20 protein-coding genes are annotated in these 21,595 nt (G+C 67.9%); 13 read left to right on the top strand and 7 right to left on the bottom strand.

All coding sequences use genetic code 11. The annotated features are described in order from the left end of the window. Positions 1-34 precede the first annotated feature (34 nt). Positions 35-1,129, bottom strand: coding sequence for a transglycosylase SLT domain-containing protein (locus tag N5D62_RS05290; protein ID WP_279756583.1), 1,095 nt, complete (start codon positions 1,127-1,129; stop codon positions 35-37). A 26-nt stretch (positions 1,130-1,155) separates the two neighbouring features. Continuing rightward, the gene (locus N5D62_RS05285) at positions 1,156-1,767 is read right to left on the bottom strand and encodes a hypothetical protein (RefSeq protein WP_279756582.1); all 612 of its coding nucleotides are present in this window, start codon (positions 1,765-1,767) and stop codon (positions 1,156-1,158) included. A gap of 359 nt (positions 1,768-2,126) precedes the next feature. Here N5D62_RS05285 and N5D62_RS05280 point away from each other — a divergent pair, with 359 nt between their 5' ends. The 5 genes from N5D62_RS05280 to N5D62_RS05260 all read left to right on the top strand — a co-directional run bounded on the left by N5D62_RS05280 (position 2,127) and on the right by N5D62_RS05260 (position 8,205). Next, positions 2,127-3,578 (top strand): patatin-like phospholipase family protein, encoded by a 1,452-nt coding sequence (locus N5D62_RS05280; protein ID WP_279756580.1) that lies wholly within the window; start codon positions 2,127-2,129, stop codon positions 3,576-3,578. A 70-nt stretch (positions 3,579-3,648) separates the two neighbouring features. Next, positions 3,649-4,623 carry an alpha/beta hydrolase gene (locus N5D62_RS05275; protein WP_279756579.1) on the top strand — a complete coding sequence of 325 codons (975 nt, stop codon included), beginning with the start codon at positions 3,649-3,651 and terminating at the stop codon, positions 4,621-4,623. 94 nt (positions 4,624-4,717) lie between these two features. Beyond that, positions 4,718-6,424, top strand: coding sequence for a caspase family protein (locus N5D62_RS05270; RefSeq protein ID WP_279756578.1), 1,707 nt, complete (start codon positions 4,718-4,720; stop codon positions 6,422-6,424). A 40-nt stretch (positions 6,425-6,464) separates the two neighbouring features. Continuing rightward, positions 6,465-7,379 carry a serine protease gene (locus tag N5D62_RS05265; protein ID WP_279756577.1) on the top strand — a complete coding sequence of 305 codons (915 nt, stop codon included), beginning with the start codon at positions 6,465-6,467 and terminating at the stop codon, positions 7,377-7,379. Between the two features lie 337 nt (positions 7,380-7,716). Further along, entirely contained in the window at positions 7,717-8,205 is a 489-nt protein-coding gene (locus tag N5D62_RS05260) for a hypothetical protein (protein WP_279756576.1), read from the top strand. 164 nt (positions 8,206-8,369) lie between these two features. On the opposite strand, the gene N5D62_RS05255 is transcribed toward N5D62_RS05260, so the two are convergent. The 3 genes from N5D62_RS05255 to N5D62_RS05245 are packed head-to-tail and all read right to left on the bottom strand — an operon-like array spanning position 8,370 to position 9,515. Further along, the gene (locus tag N5D62_RS05255) at positions 8,370-8,732 is read right to left on the bottom strand and encodes an ankyrin repeat domain-containing protein (protein ID WP_279756575.1); all 363 of its coding nucleotides are present in this window, start codon (positions 8,730-8,732) and stop codon (positions 8,370-8,372) included. Continuing rightward, positions 8,722-9,021 carry a hypothetical protein gene (locus tag N5D62_RS05250; RefSeq protein WP_279756574.1) on the bottom strand — a complete coding sequence of 100 codons (300 nt, stop codon included), beginning with the start codon at positions 9,019-9,021 and terminating at the stop codon, positions 8,722-8,724. Before N5D62_RS05250 ends, N5D62_RS05255 begins: the two co-directional genes overlap by 11 nt. 8 nt (positions 9,022-9,029) lie before the next feature. After that, positions 9,030-9,515 carry a hypothetical protein gene (locus N5D62_RS05245; protein WP_279756573.1) on the bottom strand — a complete coding sequence of 162 codons (486 nt, stop codon included), beginning with the start codon at positions 9,513-9,515 and terminating at the stop codon, positions 9,030-9,032. 254 nt (positions 9,516-9,769) lie between these two features. On the opposite strand from N5D62_RS05245, the gene N5D62_RS05240 reads away from it, so the two are divergent. Further along, positions 9,770-10,210 (top strand): hypothetical protein, encoded by a 441-nt coding sequence (locus N5D62_RS05240; protein ID WP_279756572.1) that lies wholly within the window; start codon positions 9,770-9,772, stop codon positions 10,208-10,210. A 7-nt stretch (positions 10,211-10,217) separates the two neighbouring features. On the opposite strand, the gene N5D62_RS05235 is transcribed toward N5D62_RS05240, so the two are convergent. Together N5D62_RS05235 and N5D62_RS05230 are read right to left on the bottom strand one after the other, a co-directional pair. Further along, positions 10,218-11,114 (bottom strand): LysR family transcriptional regulator, encoded by an 897-nt coding sequence (locus tag N5D62_RS05235; protein WP_279756571.1) that lies wholly within the window; start codon positions 11,112-11,114, stop codon positions 10,218-10,220. Positions 11,115-11,193: 79 nt separating this feature from the next. Then, positions 11,194-11,754, bottom strand: a complete 561-nt coding sequence (locus N5D62_RS05230; protein ID WP_279756570.1) for an NAD(P)H-dependent oxidoreductase — start codon at positions 11,752-11,754, stop codon at positions 11,194-11,196. Between the two features lie 98 nt (positions 11,755-11,852). On the opposite strand from N5D62_RS05230, the gene N5D62_RS05225 reads away from it, so the two are divergent. The 7 genes from N5D62_RS05225 (at position 11,853) to N5D62_RS05195 (ending at position 21,593) form a co-directional block, all read left to right on the top strand. Next, positions 11,853-12,797, top strand: coding sequence for an EamA family transporter (locus N5D62_RS05225; RefSeq protein ID WP_279756569.1), 945 nt, complete (start codon positions 11,853-11,855; stop codon positions 12,795-12,797). Between the two features lie 221 nt (positions 12,798-13,018). Continuing rightward, positions 13,019-13,108, top strand: coding sequence for a K(+)-transporting ATPase subunit F (gene kdpF / locus N5D62_RS05220; RefSeq protein WP_279756568.1), 90 nt, complete (start codon positions 13,019-13,021; stop codon positions 13,106-13,108). 1 nt (position 13,109) lies between these two features. Then, positions 13,110-14,903 (top strand): potassium-transporting ATPase subunit KdpA, encoded by a 1,794-nt coding sequence (gene kdpA / locus N5D62_RS05215; protein WP_279756567.1) that lies wholly within the window; start codon positions 13,110-13,112, stop codon positions 14,901-14,903. Between the two features lie 16 nt (positions 14,904-14,919). After that, the gene (kdpB, locus tag N5D62_RS05210; protein ID WP_279756566.1) at positions 14,920-17,148 is read left to right on the top strand and encodes a potassium-transporting ATPase subunit KdpB; all 2,229 of its coding nucleotides are present in this window, start codon (positions 14,920-14,922) and stop codon (positions 17,146-17,148) included. Positions 17,149-17,164: 16 nt separating this feature from the next. Beyond that, the gene (gene kdpC / locus N5D62_RS05205; protein ID WP_279756565.1) at positions 17,165-17,797 is read left to right on the top strand and encodes a potassium-transporting ATPase subunit KdpC; all 633 of its coding nucleotides are present in this window, start codon (positions 17,165-17,167) and stop codon (positions 17,795-17,797) included. 102 nt (positions 17,798-17,899) lie between these two features. Then, on the top strand, positions 17,900-18,748 hold the full coding sequence (locus tag N5D62_RS05200; protein ID WP_279756564.1) for a TorF family putative porin: 849 nt from the start codon (positions 17,900-17,902) through the stop codon (positions 18,746-18,748). A gap of 37 nt (positions 18,749-18,785) precedes the next feature. Continuing rightward, positions 18,786-21,593: a DUF4118 domain-containing protein gene (locus N5D62_RS05195; protein WP_279756562.1), complete on the top strand. Its 2,808-nt coding sequence runs from the start codon at positions 18,786-18,788 to the stop codon at positions 21,591-21,593. Positions 21,594-21,595: the final 2 nt, after the last annotated feature.

Here is a 21,595-nt window from a genome sequence, read left to right as displayed (position 1 = left end):
GGCCCTTCGTTGGCGAGGCCTGCGAGGCCTGGGCTCAGAGGCTGCGGCTGACCAGGTGCGCGTGGTCGAAGACCTGCGACGAGGCGATGTGCTCCATCGCGCCGCCGGCGGGATGGACGGCGTGCATGGCCTGGATCAGCGCGGACGCGTCGGCGCGCGGCGCGTGCGCCACCGCGTGCGACTCGCCCTGGTCCGGGGTCAGCGCCGTTCGGCCGCGGCGGACGACGGTGGCTTCCGGCGTCAGCTCCGTGCGGCGATCGGTGCCGCGCTGGACCGAGGCCACGACCACGCGGGCGAAGCCTTCGGTGTCGCCGGGGTCGCCGCCGGGGTCCCCGCCCGGGTCGCCACCGGGATCGCCGCCAGGGTCACCGCCCGGGGTGCCGTCGCCGGGATCTCCCGCCGGCGTTCCTTGGGAACCGTCCGGGTCCGTGCCATCCGGGTTCTCGGGGTCGGGCGCGTCGATCTGCGCGCCCACGGTGTAGGCGCCCTGTGGCGCGGGGGGCGTGAGCACGGGCTGCGGCGCGCCGATCGTCCAGGTGCCCGTGTGGGACGGGACCTGGACGGTGATTTCCTTGTAGTCGTCCGGCAGGGTCGGCAGCGGTTCCCCGCCGCCGATCATCTGGATGTTCTTGATGTTGCTCTGGAAGGTGGACTTGAAGGCCTTCAGCGTGGCGATGTCCTTCGCGGTCGCCTTGGGATTGAAGAACTTGTAGATGGCGCCGATGTCGGTCGTGTTGCCGGCCTTGCGCTTGTCGTCCAGGTAGATGGCGATGCCGGTGGCGATATTGGCCGTCGCGTCGAAACGGCTATAGGGCACGTCGATCTTGTAGCCATTCACCAGGCTGCTGCCGCTGAGCCGGCTGCCAGCGTCCGCGGCGGTGCCGTCGATGATCTGGAATACCCCGGAAGCGGAGGAGCCGACATTCGCCGCGTCGGGATTGAATCCCGATTCCTTGTCGGCGATCGCGAGCAGGTTGGAAATGTCGTCATTGCTGAGCCCGGCTTCCTTGCCCTGCGCGATGATTTCCGCGACGACGAAATCCTTGACGTCCTGGCTGGCGTCTCCCCAATCCCTGGAATTACCCGTGGATACCCCGGGGTCGTTGTAATGTGAATTGCTGGCTGGCATGGATCTGCTTCCTTCCCTTCAGTTGTTCAACGGACAAACCACTGGATATCGAAGTCGTAGATGGGGGCCCCGGGCTTGCGGATGCGCGCGCGGTAGGCGTCGATCGCGTCGGTGTCCTGGAGCGGCTTGAGCGGATCGGGTGCCGCCAGGACGAGGCGGGGCAGTGTGCCGACGCTGCCGGCGTAGCGGGGCGACGGGGCCAGGGCGAAGACATCGCTGCGCTCGCAGTCCGTGCAGGTGTCGCCGGCGCCCAGGTTGGACGAGGCGATGACCAGCCAATGGGCGTTGCCCTTGCTCACGCATTGCCCGCCGCGGGCCAGCGAGCGGTCCGATGCGGCGTCCGGATTGGTCAGGAACACCGTATAGGTGCCGCCGCCGTTGCGCAGCGAGATCTGCTGGGCGAAACAGCGGCCTTCGCCCGGTGCGTCGCTCCGGGTGCAGTAGGTGACGGTCTGCACCGTCGTCTGGTCGCATTGGCTGGTGGATTCCAGCCGGTCGATCGCTTGGGCCGACGCCTGCGAGAAAATACCGAAGGTCAGACCGAGGGTAATTGCCAGCGAGATGCCGAGCCGCTTCGTAGATCTTTTCCCGGAGGCGCTCGAAGCAATGCCTTGACCATTATTTGACATAATGTTCACTTCCCTTTGATATTTCTCTCACGAGAATTTAACCGGCGATTTGATTGCTATTTTTCTGGTGCAACCGATTCATTTGCCGGATGACATGAAAATATTCTAGGCACGCGTCCGGCGATAAATATCGTTTCCGGCGGGTAAAGCCTCGCCGAGGCGATCGGAGGAAGAACTTCCCTTGATGACGCGCTAACGCATGGCGACTGGCGTGTCGCGGAGCAGGCTGGAGGCAATGGGGCTGGCAGGCGGCGGTCGTCGATGGCGCGGGCGTCGCGGTCGATCGCCGCGACCGCATCGGAGAAACGTCGGTGACGTATAAGCGCGTCCGGTGAAATCGCGGCGGTGAAGCGAGGGAGCGGGTGGAGATGCGCTGGAGTGACGTGAGCGGCCGGCTGGGTGTGCTGGCGACGACGGGAATCGCGGTGGCCCTGCTGGCCGGCTGTTCCACCTACCGGCCCTGGATCAACGAGGGCCTGCCGGTGGCCAAGGACGGCTCGCCGCCGGTAGCGGCCTCGACGCGGCGACCCGGGCGGCCGATCGTCGCGGCGGTCACCTTGTCGGGCGGCGGCGCGCGGGCCGCGGCTTTCGGGCTCGGCGTGCTGCAGGAACTGAAGGCGACGGGTTTCGTGCTCGACGGCCAGCCGACGACCTTGCTGGACCAGGTCACGCTGGTCAGCGGCGTGTCGGGCGGCAGCATCCTGGCGGCGCATTACGCGGCCTTCGGCGACGAGACGCTAACGCGGTTCGAGCCGGACTTCCTGCTGGTGCCGTTCGAGGCCGGCCTGATCCGGCAGGCCTTCGCGCCGCGGCGGCTGTATCACCTGACCTCGCCGTGGTACGGGCGGACGCACATCCTGGCGCAGCGGCTGGATGAGCTCTATCGCGGCCGCACCTTCGGCGACCTGCGGTCGCGACCCGGCGCGCCGGACCTGATGGTGACGGCGACCGACCTGACGACCGGGGCGCCGTTCGACTTCACGCCGGAGCAGTTCGGGCTGATCTGCTCGGACCTGGACCGCACGCCGCTGTCGTTCGCGGTGGCGGCGTCGTCGGCGGTGCCGATCCTGCTGTCGCCGATGACGCTGCGCAATCACGCCGGGGAATGCGCGCCGGCGCCGCGGGCGGCCCACGAGTCGGGCGGCGACTACCGGACACGGATGCTGGCGTTGTCGGCGGAGAGTTATCGCGACGCGAAGGAACGGCCTTACATCCATCTGGTGGATGGCGGCGTGTCGGACAACACGGGCGCGCGGCTGATGCTGGACCGGTTCCTGGCGGGCGGCTCGATGGCGTCGTCGTTCCCGGACGTGGCGCCGGGGTCGATCCACCGGATGGTGCTGGTGACGGTGAACTCGGAGCGCGACCTGGCCGAGCGCATCGACGCGGCGGATCGGATCCCGTCGACGGGGCAGGTGGTGGAGACGCTGGTCTTCGGCGCCGGAGCGCGGGAGACGCAGATCACGCTGGCGATGCTCAACGACGACAACCGGCGCTGGCAGGAAGAGCTCAAGCGCACGCGCGGCACGCCGGGCAGCCCGTTCGCGGCGGACGCGGAGCTGCACATCGTCAGCGTCAGCCTGCATGACGTGCCGGACGACAAGATCCGCTACAGCATGCTGCGCGTGCCGACGGCGTTCACGATCGAGGCGGGGGACGTGCGGGAGCTGCAGAAGGCCGGGGCGCAGGCGCTAAGGGCAGCGCCGGCGTTCAAGCGGTTGAAGGAAAGCCTGGAAAGGTTGTCGCCGGCTGACACACCTGTGCTGTCGCCGCCGAGTGGGCAAAGTCGTGTTGAGAGCGTCCGCGCGGGCGCGCGGTGAGCGTTGAGCGGGCATGACATTCACGTGCTCGCTGCTTCGTTCTTGCGCCGCCGGCTTGGGGCTGGCGGGTTTGCTGGTCGCCGGTCAGGCGGACGCGATCACGCCGCGGCAGGTGGCGGGGCCCGTGGCGGTGGTGCCGGACGGGCGATTCGAGGTGGAAGCGCCATCGGGTCGGGGATCGATCCCGATCCGGGTGTCGCGCGATTGGTCGACGCCGCAGCCTGATGTCGAGCACGCGGTCGTCGTGATCCATGGATGGTCGCGGCGCAGCCTGGATGAAGGCGAAGCCGCGGCGGCCAAGGCCGGCGAGGCCGCCGAGCACACGATCGTCGTCGCGCCGCAATTCCTGATCGAGGCGGACACGCGCGCGCATGGGCTGCCGGACGCGATGCTGCGATGGGGCGTGGAGGACTGGAAGGCGGGCCGGCCGGCGCTGGGGCCGGCGCCGGTGAGCGCGTTCGATGCGGTCGACGCGATCGTGGCGCGGCTGGCGGACCGGCGGCTCTTCCCGCGCCTGAGCACCATCGTCATCGCGGGGCATTCGGCGGGCGGGCAGCTCGTGCAGCGCTACGCGGCGGTGGGGCATGCCGAGGCGCGGGCTGGCGATGGCATCAAGGTGCGCTACGTGGTGGCCAATCCTTCGTCCTATCTGTACTTCGGGACGGCGCGGCCGAAGGCGCAGGGCAGTGGGGGTGGTCGATGCGCCGCGGTTGATCGCTGGCCCTATGGGATGGCGGGCAGGGTCCCGCCGTATGTGCGGATGACCGAGGCGCTGGCTGAAGCCGTTTATGTCGGGCAGGACATCACCTACCTGCTGGGTACCGCGGACTCGGATCCGAATCACCCGGAGCTCGATCGGTCCTGCGCGGCGGAGGCGCAGGGCGCGACGCGGCTCGAGCGAGGCCGGGCCTACGTCGCGGCGCTCCGGGCGCGTGAGGGCAGTCCAATCGCCCAACGGCTCGTCGAAGTGCCCGGCGTGGGGCACAACGGAAGGGCGATGTTCACGTCGGAGGCGGGGGTGAAGGTGTTGTTCGGGCGGCCGTAGAGCCCTCATCAAGGGGAAGGATGCGCGCTGTTCGCGTGTCGGAAATAGTCGACGAGGCTCGGGAGGGACTCGTCGGATGGACCGTACATGCAGCTTGTTGATCGCGCTCGTGTCGGCTGCTTCCGCCGTTGGCGGAGTCCGCGCGCAGACCTCCGCCTATCTGGAAGAGCGCGAGCCGGCCCGGCATGCGCTTGTGATAGGCAATAGCGACTACGTCGCCTTGGCGCCATTGTCCAGCGCGAAGCTGGATGGTGACCGCGTCGCGGCCCGGCTTCAGGGTCTCAAGTTCAAGGTCACCCATGTCCCGAACATCGAGTCGGTGCGGCAATTGGAAGACGAGGTGCTGCCGGCCTTTCGCAAGAGCATCGAGCCCGGCGATTTTGTGCTGGTCTTCTTCTCCGGCCACGGGTTCACGTACGGGCCCAACAACTTCCTGGCACCGACCGGCATGGGACTGTCGATCAAGGCCGGCGAGGTCGGCGACGTCGCCATCGCGATCGAGAGCTTGCAGGACTATCTAGAGAAGCGCTCGCCCGGTCTGCTGCTGATGCTGATCGACGCCTGTCGCACGATTGCCGGCTTCGTGGTCTCCGCGCCAGGCAACCAGAACTTGGTGGCCAAGAGCATCGCCGAGCCCGTGCGAGGCTCGCGTACCACCAACAGCATGATCGGCTTTGCCGCCCGCCCTGGTTTCATCGCCATCGGCAGCGAAGCCGCCGACCAACTGAGCCTGTTCTCCGCAAGCCTCGTGGAAAGGATTGCAGCGCAGGACGATGACTTCGGGTCCGTGTTCAAGGACGTCAGCGTCGACGTGCTGCAGAACAGCGGCAACGTCCAGCATCCGGGTCTATTTGACTGGTCCAACACGAATCCGTTCCTGAACCCTGGCGCGACGACCCTGGAGCGAGAACGGGCCGCCTGGCAAGCTGCGCTGGACAGCGGCAAGCGTCCGGTGATCGAGCGCTTCGCGATGAGGAACTCCATCAGTCGCTTCGCCATGGCGGCTAGACGATGGCTGGACCAGCACCCGCAGGACAGCGCGACGAGCCGTTTCACGCTGATCTCGCCGGCGGCCGTCGAGCGCGCCTGGCGTCCGGATGGCGCCCGCGTCGCCATCGTGCCCACGTTCGGCGGATTCGCGTTCGACCGGGCGTTGCCGCTGAACAGCGGTGAGTGGGTGGCGTACTTGGACAACGAGGACCTGGGCCTAGTGCCGTCCGGCAAGAAGGACGTGCAGCCGCAGCTCCATCGTCTGAAGCAGTCGTTCCTGGCTCATGGCGCGATGGTCGCGACGGCGGATGTGGGCGGGAGCCGTGCCGCGGCATATCCGGGGCGGGTCGACGAAGTCGTGAAGGCAGGCTCTCGCGTCAACGTCGAAGGCTTCACGACGACGAAATCCGGCCTGCCGGTCCTGGTGGGAAGGATCCCGGGCGATGAAGAGCAAATCTACGTGCAACTCGCGGCCAACTGGGAGAGTCCGGTGGCGCCGGTGGAGCTCGGCAGGAGCCTCAGCGAGCTGATCCTGCCGCCCCCGGTCAAGGGGTTCAAGGATGTGATTGATCCGGCCCTGGTGCAGGCCCGACTCGCCGAGCTGAAGCAGCAGAAGAGGACGCTGACCTGGGTGTCGATCGCGGTCTCGCCCAGCATCGATACGCATGTGTATGACGGCCGGCTCGCGCGAGCCACGCATGCGGCCTACGTGCTTAAGCGGGCGGGTATCGACGAGCGGCGCATCAGCTCGATGCCCGCGGCGGACGACGTGAGCGGGGACGGCGTTCGTCTGCGCTTCTTCGGCTATTAGGCCCCTGGCGGCCAAAACCACAGCAAGGAAAGGAAGCGACATGAAGAGACTGTTCAAGGGCTGGTGCGCAACGATGGCATTAGCCGGCTTGCTTTGCGCGGCCACCAACGGCACGGCGCAGACCTCGCGCAACGTCGCGCTGGCGGATGTGCCGTTGCAGGGGTCTCCACAGTATCGCGATACCGTGACGCGCTATCTGAAGATGCAGCAGCCCAAGATCGTGGGCGGACAGCTGGCACCGGTCGGTTCATTCCCGTGGCAGGTCTCGCTCGGGGTGTCCTGGATCGCGAGCCCCTATCACGCGCATTTCTGCGGTGGCAGTGTCTACAACGAAACCTGGATCGTCACGGCTGCCCATTGCCTGGTTGACATGTCGCCCAAAGACGTGATCGTGACGGCGGGGACCAACATCCTTGGCGCGGGTGGTAGCCGGCACAACGTCCGCCGGATGATCGTCAAGAGCAACTACGCGGCGTCGACCCAGGATCACGACATCGCACTGATCGAGCTCATGGAACCGTTGACGTTGGGCACGACCGTGCGCGCAATCCCGCTGATTTCGACGCAAGAGGAAGCGACGCTGCTTGTGAAGGATGCCGCTGTGGTGGCGGTCGGCTGGGGCGCGACGGAGCAGGGTGGGCAGAAAGTGCGCGACCTGAGGTTCGTGTCGGTCCCGTTCGTCGAGCGCGGTACCTGCAATCGTCCGCTGGCTTATGACGGGCAGATCACCGAGAACATGATCTGCGCCGGGGTTGCCGCGGGCGGCATGGACTCCTGCCAGGGCGACAGCGGCGGTCCGCTGACGGTATCGACGGCGTCGGCACCCCGGCTGGCGGGCGTCGTCAGTTGGGGCGATGGCTGCGCCAAACCCAATCGGGTCGGCATCTACACGCGGGTGGCTAACTACGGCAGTTGGATCCAGGCTTGTGTGGCCTCGCCTGCAGCGTGCAAGTAGGCGGGAGGGACGTTGCTGCACATGAAGAGGCCGAGCAGTCGTCGCTCATGTGCAGCTGGCTTGCTTGGGCTGACGTTTTCTTCCGGGGACGGGAAACCGACATCGCTTCCCGCACGACACCCCGTTGAGGAGCAATTGCGGCTTGCCGCTTTTCGGTGGTGAGGTGGGGCTTTTGTCTGCATTCATGACCAGACATCCAGTTTGAGGAATGTGACGTGTTTGAGCTTATTGCGTCGACTGCCTTTCATGATTTTCATTGGCTACGATGATGGTGCTTTGCCTTTCTCAGACGTTTTTATGATTTAAAGGGGATGCTATGTCTTCCAATAGTCCAAACTTGAATGATGAGCTTGTGGAGCTAATTGTTGACAGCAAGCGGGGGAAGAACTTTCACTACTTTGCCGCCAAGCGAAAGGCGGCGGTATTTACTCTTCTGGTTGTTGCCTCGACTGTTATTAACGCATTGATTTCGTCAAAGGTGTTGTCTGATTTTGAATCGATTCGATACCTCTCAATGCTTGCTGCAATATGTTCCGGGGTGGTCGCCGTTCTGAAGTTGGGTCACATGTCTTCATTGCATGTGCAGATAGGAAATGCATATGTGTCAGTCTATCGCGACCTTAGGCTGTTGCGCGCGCGGTGCAATAGCGGTCTTCTAACAATGGTGCAATTGGAAAAGGAATTTGCGCTTCTCTTGCGCGACTATAAGAAGGCAGCGGCCATGTCGAGTCAGGCGCCGTTGGGCTTTATTGACAACTGGGCGCGTGTGCTTGGGCAGCTAGGGCGAAGATTTTCAACGAAATTATTTGGAGCTGCAGATCTTTAATATGGCACGTTGCGCGACACATAGGCCGGCTGGCTCTGCGGATGAGAATCTATCGCCTTCAGAATGACCTCTTGGCAAGTTTTTTCTGATGATCAAGGTTTCGAAGCCCGTTTCGCTGGTTTCTGATGTTTGGGAGCCGCAGAGGCCAGACGCAGAACTGGCGTTCAGGCAGTTGAAGGAGAGTTTGGAGCAACTGGGGCAGGCGGGCGCTTCCCCCGGCGCTGGAGACGATATTCATGCTCGACGAAGCGCAGGAACACGGTGATCGCGCCGAACTTGGCGTAGTCGAGCGCGGTCATTCCGGCGAAATCCGTTGCCTCGAGGTCGGCGCCAGCTCGGACCAGCAGTCGAAACATTCGCTTCCGAGATCGCTGATGGTGGTTGTGCATCTCGCACAGCCACATCAGCGGCGTCTTCAGGGTGTCGGCGTCGCGCACGTTGGGATCGACGCCGGCTCGCAAGCCGCGGCGCAATGCGCCGGGGCTGCAATAGAAGGCGAAGGCGGAGAGATCGGTTTTAGGGGCCATCTGAGGATTCCCCGTGCACGTCGGAGAAGCGTCTTCTGGCTATGCGCTTCAAGGCGCGCCATGCCGTCGCTACCGCAAGGCTCATGACGCTGACGACGATGAAAGCGATCAGCAGCGACTCGCGCGGGAAGAACTGGAAGAGGTCGAGCAGGCGAGGGTGGTTTCCGTTGGGACGCGGATAGGTCCACCACCAAACCATCACGGCAACGAGTGCCACCAAACTCAAGACCGCCACGACGAGATCCGTGATTTGCTGGTCCTTCGAATCCTTCGGCGATGGTGTCGACATGTCAGGCCTCAAAGACTTGGAAGGCGATACCGCTTCGTGAACGTCACGCCGTTGAACGTGTGCGTGCAGCAGGGACAGGACGGCTCCAGCGTCGATGGACCGATGTCGGGATTCACGATGCGCAGGATGCCCTCGTCATCGACGTAGAGACCGCTGAAGCAGGTCGACTCGCCCGTCCAGAAATACTCCTCACGGTCTTCCTCGCGAATCGCGACCATTCGGAAGATGGGATCGGGATGGTCGAGTCGCGAGACCGCTTCCGAATGCACCTCGGCCCAGGGCTGTCCGACCTTGGACAGCAGGAATCGATACAGCGGCGTGTAGTCGAAGCCGCGACGCCGTTTGCCGTGCATCGAGCGGCGCGTGGCGTCGGACGTGAGTTCGTCTTTCGTGTTCCGGACATCACGGAAGTCACCGGCTCCATGCCAGGAGCGCATCGCGTGCGCGGTGGTGTTTTCTTTTCGGTAGAGCGGTGGCTTCTTGTCTGGTCGCATGGTCGTTCCTCGTTGCGAGCCCGGGCGTCGCGATGGAGGCGAAGGAATCGGGACATCTTCGGGCATTCGCGGCGCGGCTGCGCGGGTCGCGAAGGGCGCTTTCTAAACGAGCCGTTTCCCAAGGAATGAAGCAAAGGATGAACTGCTGGAAGCTCGGCGCCGGTGGCCATGGATCGCGGATGAACGTGCGTTAGGCTGAGACGTTGCAAGCGCGCTCGCCCCATTGCCAGATGCCTCAGGAATCCCCAACCATCATGCTTCGCAGCGATCTCTTTCAGATCGACCCACGCGAGGACGAACAGACAAACCCGTTCTGTTACGGACGGTCGCTGGCGGAGTGGATTCGGGAGCGGTTTGTCGACCTTGGCTATCAACCCGAGCCGGTCATTCCAGAAGACTGGGGTTGGTGCGTCATGCTTCGCCGCGAGCCGTTCATGCTGTGGATCGCATGCGGCAATGACCGCTCGGCGTTTTATGACAAGGTCACGCCTGAAGCGATGAATTCGTTTGTGCCGGATGGACGCGAGGTCATCTGGTCCTGCTTCGTAGGCACTGATGCTCCGATATGGACATCGTTCTTCTGGAGGAGGCTGCTGGGCCGGGCAAGCACCGAAGAGCAAGTGTCCCTCGCGTCAGATCAGCTGCGGATCATCTTGTCGAAGGAGCCCCGGGTTCAGGTGCTCGAGGACCAGTGATCGGGAGCTACGCCCCAACCAGGAAATCAATCAACGCCCTCGTCTTCAACGGCAAGTGTTTCCCCGGCGTATAGACCATATGAACGTCACTGCAGAACGTCTCATGCAGCCGCCATTCAGGAAGCACCGGCACCAGCCTCCCGGCTGCGATCCCTGGCGCGGCGACATACGCCGGCATCAACCCGATCCCGCCGCCGGCTTCCACCATCGCCAGCGTCGCTCCGCTGTTGTTGGAGCGAATCCGGCTCGCTGGCAACACCTGGCACTCCTCGCCCTCGCGCTGGAAGGTCCAGCGCTCGAAGCGCTCGAAGTTGAATTGGATCAGCGCGTGGTCGTTCAGCGCTGAGGGCTCCGTCGGCAGAGGATGTCGCTTCGCATAGTCCACCGACGCGACCAGCTGCTGCCCGATCGTCATCAGCCTGCGCGACACCAACCCGGGCGCGATCTCCCGTGCGATCCGGAAGGCGATATCGATGCCTTCCTCGATGAGGTCCACCGTCCGGTCCGTGAGCATCAGATCGACGTTCACCTCCGGATGCCTCGCCACGAACTCCGGCAACCTCGGCGCGATCCACAGCTGCCCGAAGACCACCGGCGCGGACACGCGCACCGTCCCGATCGGCTTCGCGCCATACACGCCGGCCATCGCATGCACGTCCTGCGCGGCCGCGGTCATCCGCCGGCACGCGGCGTAGACCTGCTGCCCCAGCTCCGTCATCGAGATCGCCCGCGTCGACCGGTCCAGCAGTCGCGCGCCGAGCTGCTTCTCCAGTCGTGCCACATGCCGGCTCACCGACGACGTCGGCAGCGACAGCCGCTTGCCGGCCGCGGAGAAGCTCCCGCTTTCCACGACCTGGGCGAAGACCGCCATTTCATCGAACATGCCGGGAGCGGATGCAGTCATCGCGGGGACACCTGGTGGGGAAGGGCGCAAGCCGGCCACCTTACCCGATGTCCTGCGGGCCGACGCCCGTCACGCTGGATCAGCGCGCCGCCGGCGCCTTCAGCATCGCATCGACCTGGTCGAGCAGGCGCTCGTCCAACAGCACCTCGCCGGGCCGATTGCCGTAGCCCACGATCACTTCGCCCATCGCCATGCCCATGTACTTGGCGGTCAGCTCGTAGGACTTGATCATCGGCGTCGCCACCTCGAGGTCCTCGTCGCTGACCGAGGTCACGACCGACAGCCGCTTGCCCGCCATCGTCGCCTTGAAGTCCGCGGTCGGATGCCGCAGCCACGCGCTCCAGAAGTCGAGGTAGCGCTTGATGTCCGCCGGCATGGCGTACCAGTACAGCGGCGACACGAAGATCAGGTGGTCCGCCCACAGCGTCGCGTCGAGCAGCAGCTTCTCCGCCCCGGTGGGCGCCGGGTAGAGCGGGATCGCGTCATGCCGTCGGTCGATGAAGGGCGGCAGCGCATGGTCGAGGAGATGGATCCAGCGTTGCTCCGCATCCGGAGCACCGAGCGCGGCGCGGCGCGCCAGTTGCTCGGAGTTCCCGTTGCTTCGACCGCTGCCGACGAGGAAGAGTTGACGTTCGTTCATGAGCGCGATCCTAGGCAGCATCGCGTTGTCGCGCGGACAACGGACCTTTGCCGACACGTCGGCTTCCGCGAGGCGCCCGGGCCTCCTAGCCTTCCGGGATGTCCTCCATCACCCCCGCCACGCCCGTCGCCGCCGCCACTCCCGCCGGCCCCGCCACGTCCCCGGGCCTCAACACCAAGCTGCTCTGGTGCCTCGCCCTGGTCTACGTGATCTGGGGCTCCACCTACCTCGCCATCAAGGTCGCCATCGCCGGCCTGCCGCCGTTCCTGCTGGCCGCCACGCGTTACGCCACCGCCGGCGTGCTCCTCTTCGCGCTGATGCGCTTCAAGGGCGCGCCCTGGCCCTCCTGGCGCCAGTGGCGCAACGCTCTGGCAATGGGCTTCCTGATGGTCAGCGTGGGCAACGGCTTCGTGTGCCTGGCCGTGGGCCACATCTCCTCCAGTGCCGCCGCGGTCATCTACGCCTGCGGGCCGATGTTCGCGCTTGTCTTCGACCGGCTGCGCGGCGGCCGCGCGCTGGCGGTCGAATGGCTGGGCGTCGGCCTGGGCATCGCCGGCGTGCTGCTGATCCATGCGGACAAGGCGCTGCAGGCCAACTGGTTCGGCTCCATCGCCGTGCTGCTGGCCTGCGCGGGGATGTCGCTCGCCGTCGTGCTGCAGCCGCGGCTGGACTTGCCGCGAGGCGGCCTCTCCGCGCCCGCGCAGATGCTCGGCGGCGCGCTCTGCCTGGTGCCGATGGCGCTGGCCAAGGGGGAGACCTGGCCGGCGTCCGTCCCTCCCTCCGCGTGGCTGGCTTTCGCCTACCTGGTGGTGTTCGGGTCGATGGTGGCGTACTCGGCCTACGTCTACATCCTTCACCACGCCAGCGCCGGCCTGGCGACGAGCAACGAGTACGTGAACGCGCTGGTCGCCATGCTGCTGGGCTACTGGCTCGCCGGCGAGGCGATCGGCACGCCGATGCTCGCGGGCACCGTCGTCATCCTCGGCGGGGTCGGCCTGATCGCCTGGGGGCACGCGAGGAGGGCCGCCGGGCTGGCGGTTTGAGGGGCAGTCATCCCCGTCTTTATGGAATCTTGATACCCCACCCCCCACCTTCTACGCGCTCTTGACCCGCCCGTTCCTAGAGTCCATCCATCCCATCACGCCCTCATCCCGGGGGCATGGGTCCCCAAAAACATGGATGCACTCTTCCTCGGATTGAGCGTCGTGCTGTTCCTCGTGGCGGTGGGGCTGGCGGTCGCCAGCCACCGCCTGGAGGGCAAGCAATGAGCGCGCTCTACTGGCTGACCGGACTCCTGTCCACCGGTCTGTTCGTCTACCTCCTGATCGCCCTCTGGCGAGCCGAGGAGTTCTGACATGACCAACCTCGCCTGGGCCAACCTGGCCCTCTACCTCGCCGTCACGCTGGCGCTCGCCTGGCCGCTGTCGCGCTGGATCACCGCCCTCGCGCAGGGCCGCGTCCCGCGCTGGATCGCCGCCATCGAGCGCCCGATCTTCCGCCTCGCCGGCATCAAGCCCGACGACGGCATGGGCTGGAAGCAGTACGCCATCGCGCTGCTGGTCTTCAACTTCCTCGGCGTCATCGCCGTCTACCTGCTGCAGCGCCTGCAGGGCGTGCTGCCGCTCAACCCGCAAGGGATGGGCGCCGTCACGCCCGACTCCGCCTTCAACACCGCCATCAGCTTCGTCGCCAACACCAACTGGCAGGGCTACGGCGGCGAGTCGACGATGAGCTACCTCACCCAGATGCTGGCGCTGACGGTGCAGAACTTCCTGTCCGCCGCCACCGGCATCGCCGTCGTCTTCGCGCTGATCCGCGGCTTCGCCTCGCGCCTCTCCGGCCACGTCGGCAACTTCTGGGCCGACATCACCCGCTGCACCCTCTGGCTGCTGCTGCCCCTGTCCCTCGTCCTGGCGCTGGTCTTCGTCCAGCAGGGCGTGATCCAGAACTTCGACGGCTACAAGACCGTGCAGACCGTCGAGGCCCAGGACTACCAGACGCCCAAGCTCGGCGCCGACGGCCAGCCGCTCAAGGACGACAAGGGCCAGCCCGTCATGGAGAACCAGCGCACCCGCGAGCAGCAGCTCGCCATGGGCCCGGTCGCCTCGCAGGAGGCGATCAAGATGCTGGGCACCAACGGCGGCGGCTTCTTCAACGCCAACTCCGCCCATCCGTACGAGAACCCGACCCCGCTGACCAACCTGCTGCAGATCGTGGCGATCTTCGTGATCCCCGCCGCGCTGTGCCTGAGCTTCGGCCAGCTCGTCGGCGACCGCCGCCAGGGCGGCGCGATCCTGGCCGCGATGACGGTGCTGTTCGTCGTGGGCGTGCTCATCGCCACCCCCGCCGAACAGGCCGGCAACCCGCTCGTCGCCGCCCAGGGCGTCGACATCCAGGCCACCGAGCTGCAGGCCGGCGGCAACATGGAAGGCAAGGAGACCCGCTTCGGCATCGCCGCCAGCTCGCTGTTCGCCGTCGTCACCACCGCCGCCTCCTGCGGCGCGGTGAACGCGATGCACGACAGCTTCACCCCCATCGGCGGCGCCGTGCCGCTGGTGATGATGCAGCTCGGCGAGGTGGTCTTCGGCGGCGTCGGCACCGGCCTGTACGGCATGCTGATCTTCGCGATCCTGGCCGTCTTCATCGCCGGCCTGATGATCGGCCGCACCCCGGAGTACCTGGGCAAGAAGATCGAACCCTTCGAGATGAAGATGAGCGCCGTGGCCATCCTGGTCACGCCGATCGTCGTGCTCGCGGGCACCGCCATCGCGGTCCTGGCCGCCGACGGCAAGGCCGGCATCGCCAACCCCGGCGCCCACGGCTTCAGCGAGATCCTCTACGCCTTCACCTCCGCGGCCAACAACAACGGCAGCGCCTTCGCCGGGCTGTCCGCCAACACGCCGTTCTACAACACGCTGCTGGGCATCGCGATGTGGCTCGGCCGCTTCCTGGTGATCGTGCCGGTGCTGGCCATCGCCGGCAGCCTGGCCGCCAAGAAGCGCATCCCCGTCGGCGAGGGCACGCTGCCCACCCACGGCCCGCTGTTCGTCGCGATGCTCATCGGCACCGTGCTGCTCGTCGGCCTCCTCAACTACGTGCCCGCGCTCGCGCTCGGCCCCGTCGTCGAGCACCTGACGCTCTGGAAGTGACCCTTCGGAGCCTGACATGACCAACCAACTGAAGACCCTTCATACCTCCGTGCCGGCCAACGCCCGCGCCGAGGTCCTGGGCGGCGTCAAGCCCACCGGCCCGTCGCCGTCCGGTCCGCAAGGACAGGACCCGCAGCCGCCCCGCGCGAACGCCCGCACCGGGCTGTTCGACCCCGCGCTGGTGAAGCCCGCCATCGCCCAGTCCTTCGCCAAGCTCGCGCCGTCGGTGCAACTGCGCAACCCGGTGATGTTCGTCGTCTACGCCGGCAGCATCCTCACCACCGGCCTGTGGCTGGCGAGCTTCGCCAAGCCCGAGCTGGCCGGCGCCGAGGGCCCGGGCTTCATGCTCGCGATCGCGCTGTGGCTGTGGTTCACCGTGCTGTTCGCCAACTTCGCCGAGGCGCTCGCCGAAGGCCGCTCCAAGGCGCAGGCCGCGTCGCTGCGCGGCCTCAAGGCCAAGACCTGGGCGAAGAAGCTCGAGGTGCCGCGCCATGGCTCGTCCTGGCACCCGGTCGCCTCCGAGGAGCTGCGCAAGGGCCACGTCGTGCTGGTGGAAGCCGGCGACCTGGTGCCGCTGGACGGCGAGGTCATCGAGGGCGTCGCCTCGGTCGACGAGAGCGCCATCACCGGCGAATCCGCGCCGGTGATCCGCGAGTCCGGCGGCGACTTCTCCGCCGTCACCGGCGGCACCCGCGTGCTGTCGGACTGGGTCGTCGTGCGCATCGCCGTCAACCCGGGCGAGGCCTTCCTCGACCGCATGATCGCGATGGTCGAGAGCGCCAAGCGCCAGAAGACGCCCAACGAGATCGCGCTGACCATCCTGCTGGTCGCGCTGACCCTGGTGTTCCTGGTCGTCACGGTGACGCTGCTGCCGTACTCGCTGTTCAGCGTGGAGGCGGCCGGCGCCGGCACCGTGGTGTCGATCACCGCCCTGGTCTCGCTGCTCGTGTGCCTGATCCCGACCACCATCGGCGGCCTGCTGTCGGCCATCGGCGTGGCCGGCATGAGCCGCCTGATGCAGGCCAACGTCATCGCGACCTCCGGTCGCGCGGTCGAGGCCGCCGGCGACGTCGACGTGCTGATGCTGGACAAGACCGGCACGATCACGCTGGGCAACCGCCAGGCCAGCGCCTTCCTGCCGGCCCCGACGCTGCAGGAGCAGGCGCTGGCGGACGCCGCGCAACTGGCCTCGCTGGCCGACGAGACGCCCGAGGGGCGCAGCGTCGTCGTGCTGGCCAAGCAGCGCTTCAACCTGCGCGAGCGCGAGCTGGCGGCGCTGCAGGCGCACTTCGTGCCCTTCACCGCGCAGACCCGCATGAGCGGCGTCGACTTCGGCGATCCGGACCACCCCAGGCGCCAGCTGCGCAAGGGCGCGGTGGACGCGATCCGCCGCTTCGTCGAGCAGCACGGCGGCCAGATGCCGGCCCAGGTCACCGCGGTGGCCGAGGAGGTCGCGCGCCGCGGCTCCACGCCGCTGGTGGTGGCCGACCTGAGCGACGGCCAGGCCCGCGTGCTGGGCGTCGTCGAGCTCAAGGACATCGTCAAGGGCGGCATCAAGGAGCGCTTCGCGCAGCTGCGCAAGATGGGCATCCGCACGGTGATGATCACCGGCGACAACCGCCTCACCGCCGCGGCCATCGCGGCCGAAGCCGGCGTCGACGACTTCCTCGCCGAGGCCACGCCGGAGGCCAAGCTCAAGCTGATCCGCGACTACCAGGCCGAGGGCCGGCTGGTCGCGATGACCGGCGACGGCACCAACGACGCCCCCGCGCTGGCCCAGGCCGACGTGGCGGTGGCGATGGCCAGCGGCACGCAGGCCGCCAAGGAGGCCGGCAACATGGTCGACCTGGACTCCAACCCGACCAAGCTGCTGGAGATCGTGGAGACCGGCAAGCAGCTGCTGATGACGCGCGGCTCGCTGACCACGTTCTCGATCGCCAACGACGTCGCGAAGTACTTCGCCATCATCCCGGCGATGTTCCTGGGCGTGTACCCGCAGCTGGGCGCGCTCAACGTGATGGGCCTGCACAGCCCGGCCTCGGCCATCCTGTCGGCGGTGATCTTCAACGCGCTGATCATCGTCGCGCTGATCCCGCTGGCCTTGAAGGGCGTCGCCTACCGGCCCATCGGCGCGGCCGCGCTGCTGCGCCGCAACCTGTGGATCTACGGCCTGGGCGGCCTGGTCGTGCCCTTCGCCGGCATCAAGCTCATCGACCTGCTGCTGGTCGCGCTGCGTCTCGTGTGACGCGGAGGAACTCACCATGAATGCCACTCTCAAGATGCTGCGCCCCGCGCTCGTCGGCTTCGCGCTGCTCAGCGCCGTCACCGGGCTGCTGTACCCGGCCGTCGTGACCGGCGTGGGCAAGACGCTGTTCCCGTTCCAGGCCGAGGGCAGCCTGATCACCGAGAACGGCCAACTGGTCGGCTCCGGGCTGATCGGGCAGAGCTTCTCGTCGCCGCGCTACTTCTGGGGCCGCCCGTCGGCCACCGCGCCGATGGGCAACAACGCCGCGGGCTCCGGCGGCTCCAACCAGGGCCCGACCAACCCGGCGCTGACCGACGCGGTCAAGGCGCGCCTGGAGGCGCTCAAGGCCGCCGATCCGGGCAACCCGCTGCCGGTGCCGGTCGACCTGGTCAGCGCCTCGGCCAGCGGCCTGGACCCGCACATCAGCATGGCCGCGGCCCGCTACCAGGCCGTCCGCGTCGCGCGCGAGCGCGGCCTGCCGGTCGACGCCGTCCAGCGCCTGATCCAGGCGCACACCGAGGCCCGCGACCTCGCCGTGCTCGGCGAGCCCCGCGTCAACGTGCTCAAGCTCAACCTGGCGCTGGACAAGGCGCCGGGCCAGAAGGCCGCCACGCCCGCCGAACCGGCGGCGTCCACGCCGGCCGCCTGACCCACGGCCGCGGCAGGGGCCGCGGCCGCCCCACCCATCGACTTCCATCGCGCAGGTGCTCGCGGGCTCCGGCCCGGTTGCCTGCGCCCATTCCTCATCGTCATGAAAACCCGTCTTCTCTCGCTGTTCCTGATCTCCTCCTGCCTCCTGCACGCCGCGGCGCGCGCCGAGGGCGAAGCCCCGGCCGCCGCGCCGGCGCCGACGCCGGAACACACCTTCACCGGCAACGTCGCCTTCGTCTCCGACTACCGCTTCCGCGGCATCAGCCAGACCTGGAAGCGTCCGGCGGTGCAGGCCGGCTTCGACTACAGCCACGCCAGCGGCCTGTACCTGGGCACCTGGGCGTCCAACGTCTCGGGCAACAGCTACAACAACGGCGCCGGCATGGAGTGGGACCTGTACGGCGGCTACAAGCTGGCGGTGACCGACGCGATCACGCTGGACGTCGGCGCGCTGGCCTACCTGTATCCCGGCGCTCGCCTGAACGCCGCGCCCGGCCAGCCGACCTCGAACAAGTACGACAACGTCGACGTCTACGCCGCCGTCACCGCCGGCGCCTTCTCGGCCAAGCTGTCGGTGGCCGCGACCGACTACTTCGGCCTGGACGGCGAGACCGCCGGCTACGCCTACTTCAACGCGCTGCCGGCCAAGGGCTCGTCCAAGGGCACGGCCTACCTGGACCTGAACTACGGCTTCGAGTTGGGGCAGGGGTTCAACGCCGGCGTGCACCTGGGCCACCTGTGGGTGCGCAAGTACGGCGACCTGTCCTACACCGACTGGAAGCTGTCGGTCAGCAAGGAGATGAAGGCGCTGGGCGGCCTGACGCTGTCGCTGGCCGTCGTCGGCACCGACGCGGACAAGGCCTTCTACCAGGCCGGCGACAGCGCCGCGCGGCGCGCGAAGCGCCTGGGCGACACCGGCGTGGTGCTGGGCGTTGCCAAGACGTTCTGACCCCCCATGAACCGCCTTCCAGGGAGAGAATCGCCGGATGCCCGCCGCCCCCGACGAAAGACCTGACCCCGACAGCCTGCTCGCGCAGCTGCGGCAACAGGAAGCGGCGCAGTCGCGCGGGCGGCTGCGGATCTACTTCGGCGCGTCGGCCGGGGTCGGCAAGACCTTCGCGATGCTGCAGGCCGCGCGCCACCTGGCCGCGCAGGGCCGCGCGCCGCTGATCGGCGTCGTCGAGACGCATGGCCGCGCCGACACCGCCGCGCTGCTGGACGGCCTGCCGCGCCTGCCGATGCAGCAGGTCGCCCACCGCGGCCGCACGCTGCCGGAGTTCGACCTGGACGGCGCGCTCGAGCAGCTGCGCGGCCAGCCCGACGCGCTGATCCTGGTGGACGAGCTGGCGCACTCCAACGTCGCCGGCTCGCGCCATCCCAAGCGCTGGCAGGACGTCGAGGAACTGCTGGCCAACGGCATCAGCGTCTACACGACCGTCAACGTCCAGCACCTGGAGAGCCTGAACGACGTCGTCGGCGGCATCACCGGCGTGCGGGTGCAGGAGACGCTGCCCGACACCTTCTTCGACCGCGCCGACGAGGTGGTGCTGGTCGACACGCCGGCCGACGAGCTGCTGGCGCGGCTCAAGGCCGGCAAGGTCTACCAGGGCGCGCAGGCCGAGCGCGCCGGCCAGCACTTCTTCCGCAAGGGCAACCTGATGGCGCTGCGCGAGCTCGCGCTGCGCCGCACCGCCGACCGCGTCGAGGACGACGTCCAGGCCTGGCGCAGCAACGAGCGCATCGCGCCGGTCTGGAAGACCGAAGCGGCGATCCTCTGCGCCATCGGCCCCGGCGACGAGGCCGAGTCCGTGGTGCGCAGCGCCGCGCAGCTCGCGCAGCAGCTGGCGGTGAGCTGGCATGCGGTCTATGTCGAGACACCGGCGCTGCACCGGCTCGCCGACGCCCGGCGCGAACGCACGCTGCGCGTGGTGCGGCTGGCGCAGGACCTGGGCGCGGCCACGGCCGTGCTGTCCGCGCAGGACCCGGCGCAGGCGCTGGCCGAGTACGCGCGCCAGCACAACCTGTCCAAGCTGTTGATGGGCCGCGGCGCGCCGTCGCCGCGGCGCTGGGGCAGCCGCGACCTGGCCGCCCACCTGGGCCGCGCGGCGCCGGAGCTGGACCTGATCCAGGTCGGCGCCTCCGCCACGCAGCGCGTCAACGACGACGCGCCGGGACCGGGTTTCGGCGCGGCGCCGCGGCGCTACCTGTGGGCGGCGCTGGCCTGCGTCGGCGTGGCGGTCGTCTGCTGGCCGCTGGCCCACCGGATCGCCAACGACAACATCGTGATGCTGTTCCTGCTGGGCGTCGTCGCCGTGGCGATGCGCTGGGGGCGCGGGCCGGCGGTGCTGGCGAGTTTCCTCAGCGTCGCGCTGTTCGACTTCTTCTTCGTTGCCCCGCGGCTCAGCCTGGCGGTCAGCGACGTGCAATACGTGATCACCTTCGCGGTGATGCTGGCGGTCGGGCTGATCACCGGTCAGTTGACGGCGGGCTTGCGGTACGAGGCACGGGTCTCGTCCGATCGGGAGGCGAGGGCGCGGGGGCTGTTCGAGCTGACGCGCGAGCTGGCCGGCGCGCTGCAGACCGAGCAGGTCGTCGCCACGGCGGAGCAGCAGTTGACGCAGCAATTCGGCGGACGGGCGCTGCTGTACGTGCTCGATCCCGACGACCGGCTGCAGCCGTCGCCCGCCGAGCCTGGGCTGCCGGTCGGCGACCTGCCCGATGCCGGCACCGCGCGCTGGGCCTTCGACCACGAACAGGCGGCGGGGCTGGGTACCGACACGCTGCCGGGCAGCCAGTGGTTCTACCTGCCGCTGCGCGCGCCGATGCGCACCCGCGGCGTGCTGGCGCTGCGGCCCGGCGACGCGCGCACGCTGCTGCTGCCGGAGCGGCGCGCCCAGCTGGAGACCGCCGCGCGCATCGCCGGCCAGGCGCTGGAGCGGGTGCATTACGTCGAGGTGGCGCAGCAGGCGCTGCTGCAGATCGAATCGGAGCGGCTGCGCAACTCGCTGCTGTCGGCGCTGTCGCATGACCTGCGCACGCCGCTGGCGGCGCTGCAAGGGCTGGCGCAGACGCTGACGCGGCGCGAGCTCGACGCCGGCGCCGCCGAGACCGCGCTGGCGATCGAGCAGCAGTCGCTGCGGATCAACGCGATGGTGCACAACCTGCTCGACATGGCGCGGCTGCAGAGCGGCGCGCTCAAGCTCAACCGGCAGTGGCAGCCGGTGGACGAGGTCGTCGGCAGCAGCCTGCAGCTGATGGGCGGCGCGCTGGCGCGGCATCGCGTGGTGCTGGACGTGCCGGCGTCGCTGCCGCTGGTGGAACTGGACGCGGTGCTGATCGAGCGCGTGCTGGCCAACCTGCTGGAGAACGCGGCGAAGTACACGCCGCCGGGCAGCGAGATCCGCGTGATCGCCCGCGCGCACGGCGCGGCGGGCGAGGGCGGGTTGGGCGGCAGCCTGGACGGGCATGGAGAGATGCGCCTGTCCGTCGAGGACAACGGCCCCGGCCTGCCGCCGGGGCGCGAGGAGCAGCTGTTCGAGAAATTCGAGCGGGGCCACAGCGAGTCGCACCTGCCTGGCGTCGGCCTGGGGCTGGCGATCTGCCGTGCCATCATGCAGGCCCACGGCGGCCGGATCTGGGCCGAGCGGGCGACGCCGCAGGGAGGCGCGCGCTTCAGCCTGGCGCTGCCGTTGGGCGAGCCGCCCGCACTGCCGGCCTTCGACGACGAACCCGGGCCGGACGCGGACGGCGTTCCCCGCGACATCCCCCATCACGACAAGGAACCCCGGGAGTGACA

It is taken from the genome of Mitsuaria sp. GD03876, assembly GCF_029840635.1.
In the GTDB taxonomy this organism is placed as follows: Bacteria; Pseudomonadota; Gammaproteobacteria; order Burkholderiales; family Burkholderiaceae_C; genus Roseateles.
The sequence above is the reverse complement of the archived record's forward strand: the minus strand, read 5'-3'. Positions and strand labels throughout refer to the sequence as shown.

Excerpts from the sequence above, each read along its gene's own strand:
- N5D62_RS05245 (WP_279756573.1), bottom strand. The coding sequence starts at position 9,515 with ATGCGACCAGACAAGAAGCCACCGCTCTACCGAAAAGAAAACACCACC.
- kdpA (WP_279756567.1), top strand. The coding sequence starts at position 13,110 with ATGACCAACCTCGCCTGGGCCAACCTGGCCCTCTACCTCGCCGTCACG.
- N5D62_RS05250 (WP_279756574.1), bottom strand. The coding sequence starts at position 9,021 with ATGTCGACACCATCGCCGAAGGATTCGAAGGACCAGCAAATCACGGAT.
- kdpC (WP_279756565.1), top strand. The coding sequence starts at position 17,165 with ATGAATGCCACTCTCAAGATGCTGCGCCCCGCGCTCGTCGGCTTCGCG.
- N5D62_RS05225 (WP_279756569.1), top strand. The coding sequence starts at position 11,853 with ATGTCCTCCATCACCCCCGCCACGCCCGTCGCCGCCGCCACTCCCGCC.
- N5D62_RS05280 (WP_279756580.1), top strand. The coding sequence starts at position 2,127 with ATGCGCTGGAGTGACGTGAGCGGCCGGCTGGGTGTGCTGGCGACGACG.
- N5D62_RS05290 (WP_279756583.1), bottom strand. The coding sequence starts at position 1,129 with ATGCCAGCCAGCAATTCACATTACAACGACCCCGGGGTATCCACGGGT.
- N5D62_RS05230 (WP_279756570.1), bottom strand. The coding sequence starts at position 11,754 with ATGAACGAACGTCAACTCTTCCTCGTCGGCAGCGGTCGAAGCAACGGG.
- N5D62_RS05265 (WP_279756577.1), top strand. The coding sequence starts at position 6,465 with ATGAAGAGACTGTTCAAGGGCTGGTGCGCAACGATGGCATTAGCCGGC.
- N5D62_RS05195 (WP_279756562.1), top strand. The coding sequence starts at position 18,786 with ATGCCCGCCGCCCCCGACGAAAGACCTGACCCCGACAGCCTGCTCGCG.
- N5D62_RS05235 (WP_279756571.1), bottom strand. The coding sequence starts at position 11,114 with ATGACTGCATCCGCTCCCGGCATGTTCGATGAAATGGCGGTCTTCGCC.
- N5D62_RS05200 (WP_279756564.1), top strand. The coding sequence starts at position 17,900 with ATGAAAACCCGTCTTCTCTCGCTGTTCCTGATCTCCTCCTGCCTCCTG.
- kdpF (WP_279756568.1), top strand. The coding sequence starts at position 13,019 with ATGAGCGCGCTCTACTGGCTGACCGGACTCCTGTCCACCGGTCTGTTC.
- N5D62_RS05240 (WP_279756572.1), top strand. The coding sequence starts at position 9,770 with ATGCTTCGCAGCGATCTCTTTCAGATCGACCCACGCGAGGACGAACAG.
- kdpB (WP_279756566.1), top strand. The coding sequence starts at position 14,920 with ATGACCAACCAACTGAAGACCCTTCATACCTCCGTGCCGGCCAACGCC.
- N5D62_RS05255 (WP_279756575.1), bottom strand. The coding sequence starts at position 8,732 with ATGGCCCCTAAAACCGATCTCTCCGCCTTCGCCTTCTATTGCAGCCCC.